The organism is Corynebacterium sp. PCR 32 (assembly GCF_037464985.1).
In the GTDB taxonomy this organism is placed as follows: Bacteria; Actinomycetota; Actinomycetes; order Mycobacteriales; family Mycobacteriaceae; genus Corynebacterium; species Corynebacterium kroppenstedtii_D.
This window is the reverse complement of the sequence record NZ_JBAHVL010000006.1, coordinates 32,430-46,219: the sequence shown is the minus strand read 5'-3', so window position 1 is coordinate 46,219 and position 13,790 is coordinate 32,430. Positions and strand designations below refer to the sequence as shown.

9 protein-coding genes are annotated in these 13,790 nt (G+C 58.7%); 5 read left to right on the top strand and 4 right to left on the bottom strand.

Features of this window, described 5'->3' with window-relative positions; all coding sequences use genetic code 11:
* Positions 1-167 precede the first annotated feature (167 nt).
* Positions 168-398, top strand: coding sequence for a hypothetical protein (locus tag V5S80_RS08105; protein WP_395170269.1), 231 nt, complete (start codon positions 168-170; stop codon positions 396-398).
* A 174-nt stretch (positions 399-572) separates the two neighbouring features.
* Here the strand turns inward: V5S80_RS08105 and V5S80_RS08100 are convergent, their stop codons facing one another.
* Positions 573-1,403 carry a carbon-nitrogen hydrolase family protein gene (locus tag V5S80_RS08100; RefSeq protein WP_395170268.1) on the bottom strand — a complete coding sequence of 277 codons (831 nt, stop codon included), beginning with the start codon at positions 1,401-1,403 and terminating at the stop codon, positions 573-575.
* Positions 1,404-1,576: 173 nt separating this feature from the next.
* On the opposite strand from V5S80_RS08100, the gene V5S80_RS08095 reads away from it, so the two are divergent.
* From V5S80_RS08095 to V5S80_RS08080, 4 genes are all read left to right on the top strand, one after another.
* Positions 1,577-1,885 carry a type VII secretion target gene (locus V5S80_RS08095; protein ID WP_395170267.1) on the top strand — a complete coding sequence of 103 codons (309 nt, stop codon included), beginning with the start codon at positions 1,577-1,579 and terminating at the stop codon, positions 1,883-1,885.
* On the top strand, positions 1,876-3,306 hold the full coding sequence (locus tag V5S80_RS08090; protein WP_395170266.1) for an alpha/beta hydrolase: 1,431 nt from the start codon (positions 1,876-1,878) through the stop codon (positions 3,304-3,306). The genes V5S80_RS08095 and V5S80_RS08090 overlap by 10 nt, the downstream gene beginning before the upstream one ends.
* A 151-nt stretch (positions 3,307-3,457) precedes the next feature.
* The gene (locus V5S80_RS08085) at positions 3,458-6,976 is read left to right on the top strand and encodes a proline dehydrogenase family protein (protein ID WP_395170265.1); all 3,519 of its coding nucleotides are present in this window, start codon (positions 3,458-3,460) and stop codon (positions 6,974-6,976) included.
* Between the two features lie 72 nt (positions 6,977-7,048).
* A complete protein-coding gene (locus V5S80_RS08080) occupies positions 7,049-10,450 on the top strand; it encodes a pyruvate carboxylase (RefSeq protein ID WP_395170264.1) in 3,402 nt (1,133 codons plus the stop codon).
* Positions 10,451-10,515: 65 nt separating this feature from the next.
* Here the strand turns inward: V5S80_RS08080 and V5S80_RS08075 are convergent, their stop codons facing one another.
* The 3 genes from V5S80_RS08075 to dnaJ are packed head-to-tail and all read right to left on the bottom strand — an operon-like array spanning position 10,516 to position 13,501.
* On the bottom strand, positions 10,516-11,811 hold the full coding sequence (locus V5S80_RS08075; protein WP_395170263.1) for a hypothetical protein: 1,296 nt from the start codon (positions 11,809-11,811) through the stop codon (positions 10,516-10,518).
* Complete coding sequence (locus tag V5S80_RS08070; RefSeq protein WP_395170262.1) at positions 11,801-12,271, bottom strand: heat shock protein transcriptional repressor HspR; 471 nt, start codon at positions 12,269-12,271, stop codon at positions 11,801-11,803. Before V5S80_RS08070 ends, V5S80_RS08075 begins: the two co-directional genes overlap by 11 nt.
* Before the next feature lie 3 nt (positions 12,272-12,274).
* Positions 12,275-13,501 carry a molecular chaperone DnaJ gene (dnaJ, locus tag V5S80_RS08065; protein ID WP_395170261.1) on the bottom strand — a complete coding sequence of 409 codons (1,227 nt, stop codon included), beginning with the start codon at positions 13,499-13,501 and terminating at the stop codon, positions 12,275-12,277.
* Positions 13,502-13,790: the final 289 nt, after the last annotated feature.

Sequence of the window (13,790 nt, the reverse complement as noted above, 5' to 3'; positions counted from 1 at the left end):
TACGTCGGTAGCTTGTTTTGCTACTACTCTCTTAGTTGGACTAATTAACCCTTCTTTGACTCACAATTCCCCACAGCGAAGGATGACACCAGCTTAAATCACACCAACACAGCGCCAGCCATGAGCAATAGAAAGACACGATAACGTAAACTCTACATTTAATTCAGGTGACAACGATGAATACACAATACAGAAAATTACCAATTATCGAATTCGCATCGATTGCCGTTGGCATTCTCTTAATTTTTATTGGCTCCGCCATAAAAGGCGCGTGGCCAATTGGCCTGGTAGGAATTGGATTAACTATCGTATCAATTTTTGGCCTCATCCTTTTTCTCCCCATCGCGTTGATTGATTCAAAAAACAGTACTTCGTCTGGATCACAAGCACTATTTTAATTATTTTCGGACTATGGTACGGGGTTACCCAGCAAGAAGACACAGAAATCTTCTCACCATCCCTACTCGGATTCGTTGGTGGAGGCGCTTTACTAACGTCGCTAGCCACTCACGTCAGGAAACGGTCACACTAGATCGCTACCCCAGACGTCGTCCTCAGCCCAGCCGTCGGCATTAATCCTCACCGAGCACCGGGAGGCTTTCCCGCACAGAATCTACCCGGCCAGAATCAATAGTCGCGGTGACATATCCGCACGTATAGCCCAATTCCGCCACCCTCGTTCCGTCTGGCCCAACCACCACACTATGGCCAATCCCGGTCGGACCCGCGGCCTGGCCGGCCTTGTCATACCCACCAGGACGCGCTTGCCCCACCGCCACAATCCACGTCGTCGAATCCAACGCCCGCGCCGCCGTCAACGTCCGCCACTGCTCCCTCTTCCCCGGCCCATCCGACCACGACGTCGGCACCACAATCACCTCAGCCCCACCCCGCGCAAGGTCCTTAAACTGCTCCGGAAAACGCACGTCATAACACGTCGCCATCCCCACACACATTCCAGCGCACTGAAAGTACGCCAGCTCACCTCCCGGGCGCACAGTATCGGACTCACGGTACCCAAACGCGTCATAGCAATGAATCTTCCGATAAACAGCACTCACACGCTCCCCGCCGGCACCATCACGACCGACCGCCACAGCAACATTATCCACACGCTGGCGCGTTCCATCCTTCGTCTCGACAAAATCCGCCGGAACAAACATCCCCACCACAGCAACAATCCCAGCAGCCTCCGCCACCTCGCGGATCCTCGTCGCAAAGCACCCGTCCAACGGCTCCGCAACACTGTCCAACCGCCCCTGCCCAAAGGGATACATCGAGGCCTCTGGAAACACAATGAGATCACACTGATCCAACGCCGCACGCCTGATCAGCTCACACACCGCATCAGTATTCGCCACAACATCAGGAACAGAACACATCTGAGCTAGTGAAACCCGCATAGGGCCAGGCTATCAGCGCCCGTCATGCCACATGACCAACACGACCTACCACTGATCACCTCTTCTCCATCACCAACGCTCTTTATCCACAGGCACATAGTTATCCACAGCAAACCCCATCCACAGCGCAACGCGACACGAACAAACTCACACCGAGTGACACCATATGCCGCATGTCTCTCACCGTAACCCCCGCCGCGCTACGCAGCCTCACCCACACCCACAACGAACACGCCGACACGATCCGAACCGTCGGTGGCACAGCCGAAAACATCCCCAACCAAGCGTCAAGCTTCCATTCCTCACAGACATTCACCGCCCTCCTCGCCATGGCCGACGCCGCCCGGGCCCACACCGACAACCTCCACGCCCGCCATAGCCGCTTTGCAGAATCTGCCGACCATCTACGACACGCCACCTGCGCCACCGACGACACCGCCGCCGCACAGTTCCACCAGATGGAGACAGCCTCATGGCACTAACCCGAGCACCACAGTGGAACCCCCACGAACTCGATCACATCGCCACCACACTGAGTGATCTCATCCCTCCGATGGCGCGCAGCATCACCACACAGCCCATCCACCACACCATCATCGGCGGAATCAACGGCGACGCCGCCAATGCAGCGCTGAAGTCAATCAACACCCACACCCACACCGTCATCAACCAGATCACCCAATCCACCGGGCTTCTACGCGCACACGCAGCAGCAGTGGCTGGCCCCCTCCGGCTCGCCCACCGTCTGGAAGAAAAAATTGACGACCTTGAGCACCGGATAGAAACCGCCACCAACCCCCTTATCAGCGCTGGGCTGAAAATCCTTAAAGTCCGCTGCAAATGTGTGCTCACCGCCATCCTGACCTACATTGATGTCCTCGACGGGGTACTCGCACACCTCATCACAACAATATGGAACAGCCTAAACAACCAATCACACACCTACCCCCTCTCCGATACAGAAAAAGCGGAACTCACCCGTGACAACTCAAACCCCTGGCACGACGGACAATCCCTCCACGACACCGACCACATCCTCCGCGAACGACTCAGCACCTGGATATCCACCGCACACAACGATGAAGAACGCAAGTATCTCGTAGGAATCGAACAAACCCTCAAAGACAACCCCGATGCCCACCTCATCCACCTCGACCACAACGGCGTAGCCATCGCACTCGGCGACCCCACCACCGCACCTGCCGTCGCCACCCTTATCGGCGGGGTCGGCTCCAGCAAACCCGAACACATCGGCGGACACACCGAATGGGCCAACACCATCCGCCAGAAAAGCGGCAACACAACCAGTGTCATCGCATGGTCCGCCTACCCTGCACCACCCACACTCCTCGACGCCCCCAGCACCGCAAACGCCACACGAGGGGCCCACAATCTCCGCTCATTCCAACAATCACTCCGCCAACGCAACCCCAACGCACAACTCACCGTCACCGGACACAGCTACGGCAGCGTCGTCGTTGGCCACGCCGCACAACCATCCGAGACCGCCCCACCCCTCGAAGCCGACAGTGTCATCATCCTCGGATCCCCCGGAACAGGCGTGAATAGCGCACACGAACTAGCACCCCACGCCCGCGATGGACACGCAGAAATCGTCGTCGGACGAAAAGACGCCGACCCCATCATGTTGGCCGTCGGACCACGCGGAGGTGCACACGGAACCGACCCCTCCTACCCACACTGGGATGCCGACGCCTGGATCACCCGTGATGGGCTAGCCCCAGCACCCCCGTGCGACCAAAAGATTCGAGACCTTGGCGCTCTCCTTGCCTCCCGTGTCTCGGGCAATCTTCTGAAAAACCACGACTACAAAGACTATTCCGACGCCATCGCACGCGTCACCACCGAGGGAGTCACCACAACGCGCACCAGTGCTCACTAATGCCATCGGGGGGTGAAGATTGCGGGGGAAATGACGGAACAATAATCTAGTGTCCACACGTACTGACCAGCACAATCGCGTCTTTTCGACCACGCGCTGCAGCAGGACACTGATAACCCCATCATTCACCGCACTCCACAAGGGAGCACCCATGAACAACAGTCACACCGTCACCAACCCAGACATCCTGACACCCCCGTCTAACTCACACGACCTCGAAACCATCACGCACCGCGCCATCGCCCGAGCACACGACTGGCTCGACGCCACCAACGGCGAACAAACACGCAAAGAATCATCATCCACCGAACAACTCGCCGCCCTCGTCCACGACCCCCAGGGCATCGACTTCACCATGGGCTTCGTCGACCGCGTCGCCCGCCCAGAAGACAACACTGTCGCAGCCAAGGAATTCGCCGCCCTCGGCAGCCCTCTTGCGCGCAAAGAATCACTCCCTGACTTCCTCGGACCTCTCAACACCGCACTCGTCTCCCTCGGAGCGCTCGCCGGTCAAGTCCTCCCCAGCATCGTCATGCCCATCGCCCGTGGCTACTTGCGCAAAATGGTCGGCCACCTCGTCCTCGACGCCAACGGCAAAGCCCTCGACAAACTCCTCGACGACGCCCACGCCAACGGCTTCCGCCTCAACATCAATCTTCTCGGTGAAGCCGTCCTCGGTGAACGCGAAGCCACCCGTCGCCTCGACCGGACCATCGACCTTCTACGCAACCCCAAAGTGGACTACGTGTCCATCAAAGCATCATCCGTCTGCTCACAACTTAACCCGTGGGACATCGACGGCAACACACGCCGACTAAAAGAACGCCTCCGACCGCTCTACCGCGAAGCCGCCAAACGCTCACCACACCCCTTCATCAACATGGACATGGAGGAATACAAAGACCTCCATCTCACCATCAAACTTTTCAAAGAACTCCTGAGTGAAGACGAATTCATGAGCCTCGAAGCCGGCATCGTCCTCCAGGCGTACCTCCCCGACACACTCGAAGCACTCCACGAACTCATCGACTTCGCTCACGAACGAGTCAACAACGGCGGAGCAAAAATCAAAGTCCGCGTCGTCAAAGGCGCCAACCTATCCATGGAACGCGTCGACTCCGAAATCCACGACTGGAAACAAACGCCCTACCTCACCAAAGCCGAAGTCGACGCCAACTACCTCCGACTTCTCGACGTCGCCCTCCAACCCGAGCACGCGAACGCCATCCGCATCGGCGCAGCCTCGCACAACCTCTACACCGTCGCCACCGCACACGAACTCTCCGTCCAACGTGGCGTCGAAGACCAACTCGACATCGAAATGCTCCAAGGCATGGCACCCGCCCAAGCCCGAGCCGTCCGCCAAGTCACCGGCACAGTCATCCTGTACACCCCCGTCGTCCACGCAGAAGACTTCGACGTCGCCGTCTCCTACCTCGTCCGACGCCTCGAAGAAAACGGAGCACATCAAAACTTCCTTTACGCCCTCTTCGCCCCCGACGTCACCGGCGATGACGACATGACCCCCATGCAGGAGCAAGAAAAGCGCTACCTCAACGCCGTCAACGACCGCTGGAACACCTTCGCCGGACCACGACGCGAACAAGACCGCCGACAAGAGAAAACCGCAGCCGACATCTCCAAACGAGTCGAATCCGTCCCCGGGCACTTCGTCAACGAACCCGACACCGACCCCTCACTCCCCGCCAACCGCGAATGGGCCCAGCACTGGCTCGCCCAGGACCCCGGCCCCACCACCAGCCCACTCATCACAGACAAATCCGACATTGACGCCGCTGTCGCCCGCGCGCGTTCCCGCTCCTCAGCATGGAGCGCCACCAGCGGCCACGACCGCGCCACTCTCCTCGACGCCGCTGCCAACGCCATCGCAGCACACCGCGGCGAACTGCTCTCCGTCATGACACACGAGGCCAACAAAACCGTCGCGGAAGCCGACCCCGAAATCTCCGAAGCCATCGACTTCGCCCGCTACTACGCTGAATCAGCCCGCGCACTCGACAACCTCAAGGGCTCACGGTTCACCCCCTACTCCGTCGTCCTGGTCACACCACCCTGGAACTTCCCACTAGCTATCCCCATGGGAGGCATCTTCGCAGCCCTCGCCGCTGGTGCAGCAGTCATCATCAAACCTGCCCCACAGGTCGTCCGTATCGCCGAAGTCGCCATCTCGATCCTCCGCAAAGCAGGAATCGACGACGACCTACTCCAACTCGTCAATGTCGCCGAGAACGAAGCAGGACAACACCTCGTCTCCCACCCCGCCGTCGACTCGGTCATCCTCACTGGCGCCTCCGACACCGCCCGACTCTTCCGTAGCTGGAAACCACAGATGGTCATCAACGCCGAAACATCCGGCAAAAACGCCATCATTGTCACACCATCGGCTGACCCAGACCTCGCCGTCGCCGACGTCTACAAATCCGCATTCGGACACGCGGGACAAAAATGCTCCGCCGCATCCCTCGTCATCGTCGTTGGTAGCGTCGGAACATCACAGCGGTTCATGAACCAACTCGTCGACGCCGTCGAAACACTCCACGTTGGCCCCGGAACCGATATCTCCACCACGATGAACGGGATTATCGAGGCCCCATCCGACAAACTCATGCGAGGCCTCACCCAACTCGATAGCGGAGAAAAATGGCTCGTCAAGCCACGAAAACTGAACAAAGAGGGAACACTGTGGTCCCCGGGGCTCCGCGACAACGTCAAACCCGGATCCTGGTACCACACCCATGAATGCTTCGGCCCCGTCCTCGGAATCATGCACGCCAGTACCCTAGAAGAAGCCACCGCATGGCAAAATTCCACGGGCTACGGCCTGACAGGCGGCCTCCACTCCCTCGACACTGACGAAATTGACTGGTGGATCGACCACGTCGAAGTCGGTAACGCCTACGTCAACCGAGGCATCACCGGCGCCATCGTCCAACGCCAATCATTCGGCGGATGGAAAGCCTCCGCACTCGGCTCAGGTGCCAAAGCAGGCGGCCCCAACTATGTCACCCAGCAAGGAACCTGGTCCGAAGGAGACGTCGACGAACTCCCCCGCGCTGGACTCCAACGCCACGTCGCCCAACGCCTCCGCCAGATCAAAGGCCAACTCGATAACACCCTTACCCCCGCCGACCTCCACTGGCTACGACGCGCCGCAGAATCCGACGCGTACGTCTGGAATACCGAATTCAGCGTTGACCACGACAACACCGCACTCATCGCTGAATCCAATATCTTCCGCTACCGGCCACTCCTCGAACCACTCCGCGTCCGAGTCGGCTCGCCTAGCTCATCCCCTACCCTGATTCGCGACCTCGTCCGACTCACGTTGGCATCGGAAATCACGGGTACCCCCATGGACGTGTCCTCCACAGCTGAAACCGCAACAGAACTCGGAGCCATGGGATTCAGCATCCGCCGCGTCGAAGATGCCACCTACGCTGCTGAAATCGAAAACGCACAATCAGTCCGTGTCAGAACCCTCGGCACCGTCGACTCCGCACTGTACAAAGCAGCAGCACACTCAGGATCCATCATTCTCGACCAACCCGTCCTCGCTGACGGCCGACGTGAAATCCTGCCATTCCTCCTGGAACAAGCAGTGTCTATCACCAACCATCGATTCGGCTACGTCAAGGGCCTCACCAACTGACCTCACCGGGCGGCATAGCGGCCGCTACAATCATCACACAACCAGCTAGCCTCAACGTTGAGATAGGAAGCTATGCCACACCGCCAGTTCTCCAAGGTTCTCGTCGCCAACCGCGGCGAAATCGCCATCCGCGCATTCCGCGCGGCCAATGAACTCGACTCCAAAACCATCGCCATCTACCCCTGGGAGGACCGGCACTCCTCCCACCGCGTCAAAGCCGATGAGGCTTACCAAATCGGGGAAGAAGGCCACCCAGTCAAGGCCTATCTCAACGTCGACGAAATTATCTCTGTCGCCAAGAAAGCAGGAGCACAAGCCATCTACCCCGGCTACGGCTTCCTCTCGGAAAACGCTGACCTCGCCCGCGCTTGCGAACGCGAAGGCATCACCTTCGTTGGCCCCACCGCCGATGTCCTTGACATGACTGGCAACAAGGCAACCGCTATCCAGAACGCGAAAGAGGCCGGTCTCCCCACCCTCGGCGACACCCCCGCCACCGACGACCTCGACGAACTGGAACGCCTCGCCGACGAGTCCGCCATGCCCTACCCTCTCTTCGTCAAAGCCGTCGCGGGCGGCGGCGGACGCGGTATGCGGCTCATTCCCTCCCGCGACAAACTCCGCGAACTCTGCGAAACTGCAGCTAACGAAGCAAAAACAGCCTTCGGCGACCCAACAGTCTTCCTCGAACAGGCCGTCGTCAACCCCAAGCACATCGAGGTCCAAATCCTCGCCGACGGACAAGGCAACGTCGTCCATCTCTTCGAACGTGACTGCTCCGTCCAACGTCGACACCAAAAAGTCGTTGAACTCGCCCCCGCCCCCAGCCTCACACCAGAACAACGAGAGGCCATCTGCACCGACGCCGTGAACTTCGCGCGGCACATCAACTACCGCGGAGCAGGAACTGTCGAATTCCTCGTCGACGACGCCGGCAACCACGTCTTCATCGAAATGAACCCCCGTGTCCAGGTCGAACACACCGTCACCGAAGAAATCACCGACGTCGACATTGTCCGGTCACAGCTCCAAATCGCTGCAGGAGCGTCCCTCCCCGACATCGGACTCACCCAAGACACCATCTCCTTCCACGGTGCCGCACTTCAGTGCCGCATCACCACCGAAGACCCCGCCAATGACTTCCGCCCCGACACCGGATACATCACCGCCTACCGCTCACCAGGCGGCTCCGGTATCCGCCTCGACGGAGGAACCTCGACGGGCGCAGAAGTCACCGGACATTTCGACTCACTCCTCGTCAAACTCACCTGCCGTGGGCGTGATCTCGACTCCGCTGTCCACCGCGCCCGCCGTGCTCTCCACGAATTCCGCATCCGCGGTGTCGCCACCAACATCAGATTCCTCCGCGGCGTACTCAGCGACCCCGATTTCCGCGCCGGGAACTTCACTACCTCGTTCATTGCCGACCACCCCGAACTGCTCGACACTAAGACGCATACCAGCTGCGCAGAGAAAATGATGCGGTACTTGGGCAATGTCACGGTGAATAAACCCAACGGTGACCGCGCAACCACGCTCAATCCCGCCGACAAACTGCCACCGATCGACTTCTCAGCTCCACTGCCTGAGGGGTCCCGCGACCGCCTCCTGGCACTCGGCCCAGAGAAATTCGCCCAAGAGCTGCGTTCACGTCAGGGTGTCGCGATCACCGACACCACATTTCGTGATGCACACCAGTCGTTGTTAGCCACACGTGTCCGCACCAACGACCTCATCGCGGTCGCTGGCCACGTCGCACGCACAACCCCACAGCTTTTCTCTGTCGAAGCCTGGGGTGGTGCAACGTACGACGTCGCCATGCGATTCCTCAAGGAAGACCCGTGGGCACGTCTCGATCAGCTCCGCCAAGCTATGCCCAATGTGTGTATCCAAATGCTGCTTCGCGGGCGCAACACGGTCGGCTACACCCCGTACCCAGAGACTGTCACCACAGCATTTGTCAAGGAAGCTGCTGAATCTGGCGTCGACATTTTCCGAATTTTCGATGCTCTCAATGACGTGAGCCAAATGAAAGCCGCGATCGACGCTGTCCGTGAAACAGGAACTGCTGTGGCAGAGGTAGCAATGAGCTACGCCGGTAACCTCGCTGACCCCACTGAAAAACTGTACACACTGGATTACTACATGAATCTGGCGCGCAGCATCGTGGACGCTGGCGCACACATCTTGGCAATCAAAGACATGGCCGGACTCCTCCGCCCCGAAGCAGCACGGATTCTGGTCACTGAGTTGCGCAAGGAATTTAACCTTCCCATCCATATCCATACACACGACACTGCCGGCGGATCCCTGGCAACCTACATGGCCGCGTGGGAAGCTGGCGCGGATGCCATCGATGGTGCCTCCGCTCCCATGGCAGGCACCACATCTCAACCGTCACTATCCGCGATTGTTGCGGCAACGGCGAACACCACCTATGACACCGGCCTTGACCTCGCTGCAGTCAGCGCGTTGGAGCCCTATTGGGAGGGTGTGCGTTCTGTGTACGCACCTTTCGACAAGGGTCTTGCCGCCCCCACGGGGCGGGTATACCACCACGAAATCCCCGGTGGCCAATTGAGCAACCTTCGCGCCCAAGCCACCGCACTGGGGTTGGAGCACAACTTCGAACAAATCGAAGATGCCTACGCAGCTGCCGACGATATGCTCGGTCACCTCGTCAAGGTCACCCCTTCGTCGAAAGTTGTCGGTGATCTCGCTTTGCAACTTGTCGGTGCCGGCATTGCCCCAGAGGCATTCGCCGCTAACCCGAATGACTACGATATTCCAGAGTCGGTGGTCGGCTTCCTCAATGGCGAACTTGGTACTCCTCCGGGCGGGTGGCCGGAGCCGTTCCGCAGCCAGGCACTCAAAGGCAGGGAGAAAACACCAGAGATCACGCCCGTATCTCCCGAAGATGAGAAACTTCTCAACGGGGCCTCGGATGACCGCCGCAACACGCTCAACCGGCTGCTCTTCCCCGGTCCTGCAGCGGACTTTGATTCCCACCGCAACGAGTATGGCGATGTCAGCCGCCTCTCCACCAACCAATTCTTCTTCGGCCTCTACCCCAATGAAGAGCAGAAAATTGAGCTGGCCAAGGGTATTTGCCTCATCGTCCAGTTGCAATCTATCTCAGAGCCTGATGCACGTGGTGTCCGCACCGTGATGTGCTTCCTCAATGGAGAATTACGGCCTGTCTTCGTTCGCGATGAATCCGTCGAAGCCGATGTTAATCCGGCAGAAAAGGCCGACCGCTCGAATCCCGGTCATGTGGCTGCGCCATATGCAGGCAATGTCACTGTGACTGTCGGAGAGGGCGACGAGGTTAACGCTGGCGATAAGATCGCTGTCATCGAAGCTATGAAGATGGAGGCCAGTATTACTGCCCCCGTCGATGGCATCATCGAACGGGTTATTTCTGGTGACACTGTCCATGTCGATGGTGGTGACCTCGTCATGGTTATTTCGTGACAGGTATTCTCCCGCGCCGGGGCGCCCCCGCCCTGGTCGCTGAGGAGGCTTAGGTCGCGTTACGCCTAGGAGCTCATGGTGATCAAGGCCGGGTTCATCCCGGACGCCATGAGCTTTCTTTTTATGTCTGCCACCATCATCTTGGGGCCCGACAACAATGTTTCATACCCGTGCCAGGGGCCATATGACATGATGTCGTCGACGAGTGAGACGCCCTCGCGAACAGGGAAGTCACGCGGTGCAACGGCGTAGGCTGACATGCGGGCGAAGGCATCCTCCTCTGAGTGTAGCGACGAGGGGTGAACGGTCAACCAGTCCATCGCTGTGTCGAATGACCACAACGTGCGGAGTTCATACAGGTCGCTGGGATATTCTGCGCCGAAGAATAGGTGCGTCTGTGGTGGTGACGGTTGTGATGCGGTGTCAACAATCATGGAGCGAATCGCAGCCAAATGTGCGCCGTGGGCAGCCATCAGGACCGGGCGTGAGCCGTCTATAAGGTCAGTTGTCATCACGCCGCGTGCTGAGCCAATTTCCCACACATCGCCTGGGCGGGTCATTCGGGCTAAATCGAAGGCGAGGGAGTAGTCGGCGTTTGTGTATGTTGGACTGTGTCGGCGTGGCACTTCAATGTGAAATTCGATGAGTCCATCTTCGCTCGAGGGGATAGCTGGAGCCAGCCATTTCCGTTTGCCCGCCGACTGTGGTGCGAGGACGGGAACTGCTTGTCCGGCGCGGTATGGGATGGGGGCGTCGGCGGCGAGACGGACGACAGTGATGGAGTCGGAGCGTTGGTCGGTGTTTAAGACGGTGGCGCCCCATCGAACCTGGACTTCTTGGTATTCGGCTGCGGCTTCTTCCATGAGGCCGGTGATTTGGCCGGTTGCCATGACGAAGAGTTCGAACTCGACTTCGCTGACCTGAGGTTCGATGATCTCGAAGCCGGCGTCAATCATGGCATCGCCCATCGCAACGTAGTCGGCGGCTTCGACGCCGAAGCTGCGGTGGTCTTCGGCAAGGTGGCGGAGAAATCGGCGTGTTCGTCGATCAAGGCCGCTGCCTGTGGCTTGCTTGGCGTAGACATGTGTCAGGGCGCGTCGGAATTTTGGCTTTAGTTGGGATAAGTCAGCTGGAAGGCGACGGATGAACGAGGGGTGGCTGGCAAAAAGATGGGTGAACACGGCATCGACGTATTCAATGCCTTGTGTTTGGAGGAGTGTGACGACGGGCGCGAGCGATGCCCCGTGAGGGTTCGCGCCGAGGAGATCTGAGAGGATGTCATCCTCGTCGTATGATCCGGGTGCTCCGGTGCGGGGGTTGCTCTCCCAGGGGTCTCCGGGGCGTGGTTGGCTACCTTCCATTGTGTCTGTCCTTCCTGCGACGTGCACCTGGTTCCCACATGACAACAGCAGTGGACCGTGGTACGTGCACAATTTCACCCCGCGACCTACTAGGTCGAGCTTCCATCCGAGCTAGCTGCTCCCGAAGCCGATAGTTTTCCTGTTGAAGTTCGTCGACCTGGGATTTCAGTTCGATTATTGCTCGTATCCCCGCAAGGTTAACGCCGTCTTCATGCGATAACCTCTGTATTTCACGAAGCATCTCAATGTCATCCGAACTATACCGGCGTCCACCGCCGCGAGTACGTCCTGGGGTGACCAAACCCATACGATCATAGGTCCGAAGTGTCTGAGCGTGAAGTCCTGTGAGCTCAGCGGCCACAGAGATTACATATACCTCGTCTCGATGTGTCTCGCCAGTGGTTTCTTTCCCGCTGTTCGTGGCGTTGGGGTTGTCGCGGTGGGTTTCGTTGGAGGCCATGGTTTAGCCCTCCTTTCCTGGCCAGTCAGCGCGGGGGTCGAAGCCTATGCGTTGTTCTTCGGCGGCGTAGCTACGGAGTGCGGAGGCTGCTCCTTCGTCGAGTTGTGGTGGAATCGTGACTTTCACTGTTACCAAAAGGTCGCCGCTGCTTTGGTTCCGTTTTGGGACACCGCGACCGCGTACACGCAATGTTCGGCCGTCGTTGGTGCCAGCGGGGATCTTTACTCGCACTTTGCTGTCCAGTGTGGGCACGGTAACAACGCCGCCGAGGGCTAGTTCAGCGAAGCTGGCTGGCACTGTGACGCACAGGTCGTCTCCTTTTCGTGTGAAGAGTTTGTCTGGTCGGACGTGCACTGTGACGAACAAGTCACCCGCTGGGCGCCCCCGCAGCCCGGCTTCGCCTTGGCCGGCCAGGCGGACGCGTTGCCCGTCGACGACTCCGGATGGGACGCGGACGGTAATTGTGCGTGTGCGGGTGGTGACTCCGCTGCCGTCGCAGGCTGTGCAGGGATCGTCGATTTTGGAGCCGGTGCCACCACAGGTGGAGCATGGTTCTGAGAACCCGAAAGCACCACGGTTTTCTGAGATGACTCCGTCACCGTCGCATGTGTGGCAGGTGTGCGGTGATGATCCGGGCTTGGCGCCGGAGCTATGGCATTGTTGGCAGGGGGATGGGTTGGTGAGGCGAATCGGGACTGTTGCACCTCGTGTGGCTTCTCGGAAATCTAGTGTAATTTCCGTTTCGACGTCTGCGCCGCGTAAGTTTCGTTGCCCTCTGGTTGCGGCGGCTGAGGCGCTGCCTCGTCCGCCGTTGAAGAGGCCGCCGAGGATATCTCCGATGCCGCCGCTAGATTCGCTTCCGAAGAGGTCGGAGGTGGAAAAACCGCTCCCTGTATCAAAGTTGCTGTTAAATGTGGTGCGGAAACTTCCCGATGCCCCGTTCCTGGCAGTGTTAAAGCCATGCCCTCCGAAGCCGCCTAGTCCGCCGGAGGCGAGCATGTCCTTCAGCTCGTCATATTCTTTACGTTTTTTGATATCTCCGATAACGGCGTAGGCCTCGCTAGCTTGTTTGAAGCGGTCCTCTGCGGAGGAGTCTCCGGGGTGGCTATCGGGGTGGTTGTCCCGGGCGATTTTGCGATATGCTTTTTTAATCTCGTCCTCGCTGGCGCCGCGAGTAACTCCTAAGTCTTTGTAATAGTCTTTGTCGGCCCATTCTCGTTGAGCTGCCATGGTTTCCCTCTTCCGCGATTTATTGCATGGTGGTGCTATCTTTATCGTCTGATGGGGTGACGCCATGGTGGCGGTTGTTCGCTCACCATCACCCGAAGTTGAGTCTAATAGACTTAACTTTACATTGGGAATAACGCATTAAGCAGGGAAAATATTCCGACTTTATGCACCCCAGTTATGGTCGACGTAGACACCATACGTGATCGATGAGTGTTGAGTCATAGCCACGCAACTACTCGACCAATAAACCAGGTAGCACCGCACGTCACAAAGATGCCCCCCGGGCATC